1 protein-coding gene is annotated in these 299 nt (G+C 68.9%); it reads right to left on the bottom strand.

What is annotated here, in order from left to right; genetic code table 11:
- The coding region (locus tag GTW67_RS19040) for a hypothetical protein (protein ID WP_346010688.1) at positions 1-284 on the bottom strand (284 nt) is incomplete at its 3' end.
- Positions 285-299: the final 15 nt, after the last annotated feature.

Consider the following 299-nt stretch of genomic DNA (forward strand, 5'->3'; position numbering starts at 1 on the left):
GAGGCCACCGTCACCGGCGACCACGCCACCCGATAACGCCAGCCCTCGACCGCCGACCACTCACGATCCCGCCGACGCCACGCCGACAACGCCGGCAACACCGCCGTCAGCGACTCACCATCCGCCGGCAACGCCAGCAGATCCGCCACCTCCGACGCATCCCCACGCTCCACCGCATCCCAGAAACCGGAATCAGCCGAGCCAGGGATGATGTCACCCACGCCTTCCGGAGCGGACTCCATCCAGTACCGGTCTCGCTGGAAGGCGTAGGTGGGCAGTTCCACCAGCCGGGGACGGGA

This window comes from Streptomyces sp. SID5910 (assembly GCF_009862125.1).
Classification (GTDB): domain Bacteria; phylum Actinomycetota; class Actinomycetes; order Streptomycetales; family Streptomycetaceae; genus Streptomyces.